The sequence below is a fragment of the Pseudomonas californiensis genome (genome assembly GCF_021147775.1).
Classification (GTDB): Bacteria; Pseudomonadota; Gammaproteobacteria; order Pseudomonadales; family Pseudomonadaceae; genus Aquipseudomonas; species Aquipseudomonas californiensis.
In genome coordinates, this window is the sequence record NZ_JAGTPK010000128.1 from 1 (window position 1) to 1,072 (window position 1,072).

At 49.8% G+C, this 1,072-nt stretch carries 2 protein-coding genes and 1 pseudogene; all 3 read right to left on the minus strand.

The window, feature by feature from the left end; translation table 11 throughout:
- Positions 1–20 precede the first annotated feature (20 nt).
- Positions 21–293, minus strand: a complete 273-nt coding sequence (locus KDX37_RS29240) for a hypothetical protein (RefSeq protein ID WP_231656643.1) — start codon at positions 291–293, stop codon at positions 21–23.
- 6 nt (positions 294–299) lie between these two features.
- On the minus strand, positions 300–569 hold the full coding sequence (locus tag KDX37_RS29245) for a hypothetical protein (RefSeq protein ID WP_231656642.1): 270 nt from the start codon (positions 567–569) through the stop codon (positions 300–302).
- 75 nt (positions 570–644) lie between these two features.
- Positions 645–974 (minus strand): annotated as a pseudogene (locus tag KDX37_RS29250) (RHS repeat-associated core domain-containing protein); the annotation flags it as partial.
- Positions 975–1,072 lie beyond the last annotated feature (98 nt).

A 1,072-nucleotide genomic window follows, 5' to 3' on the forward strand; every position in this document is an offset into this window, starting at 1 on the left:
TACAACTGGGTTCGCCCCCATCAATTCAACGGTGGGCTGGCGCCAGCTCGGGCCGAAGAAAAACTTAACGTCGTGTCCGGGATTAGTTGACCACTACAAATATTTATTGATTCGATCAGCGAACCTTCGCTTAGGGCGCTTAGATCCAAAGCTGAACTCGCAGGGGCGGATGAATCCTTCATGACTCTGATATTCTTGTAGCCTTTCTTCTCTGCCTGTTTTAAGCCTTCAGTAAAAAAGAGTTCGGAAACTTCAAGTGCGTCAATATTTTCATTGTAGGAAAATTTCTTCATGTCATATCATACCTTTCCGCATCCTTTTGATGCTTTGAATTTTTTGTTCAGAGTATTCGCAAGTCTGTCGACTTTTCTCCGGGTTTTTATGTCGGCAGCTTCGTAAAGTTTTTTGCCGGGCGAGTTGAGATGTGGATCATTTGCGAAGGCGCTGGAGGCGCGTGCATCGTACTTCTCCATCAGCCGATGCTCTACCATGAAACCTAATTTACTATCGCCAAAATCTGCATGAGCAAATTGTTTTGTATTGGCGCGTCCTTTGATCCTGGCACGCATAGAGCCCAAGGCTCGTGCCCAAGGCCCTTTACCAATGTAGGAGGTGGCTCCATCACTAAATATATACGTGCCCGTCCAGCCTAACGGATCAATAAAGGTAAAAGGGTTGGGTCCGTAAGTGTACAGGTTCTCCCCACCCGCCAACCCAATCGGGTCCGGCGTGGTGAAGCGTCCTATGTCGGGATCATAAGACCGGAAGGTGTTGTAGTGAAGCCCTGTTTCGCGGTCCAGGTATTGGCCCTGGAAGCGCAGGTTCTGTTCTTCAATGTAGTAGGGCTCGCGGATTTCTTCGACGGTGTTGCCCCAGACCCGATAACGGGCCTGCCAGACGGTGTGGCCGTCAGGTTCGGTCAGTTGCTGCGGCAGGCCGTTGAGGTCGTTGTGGTAGTAGCGGATTTTTTGTAAGTAAGCGCTCCATAAACCCCACTTGGCTAAAGATAGGTAAAGCGCTTAGCTGTGAAGTCGAGGTTCGCAGTTCCACGGCAGCAAGGCTTCGTAATCCT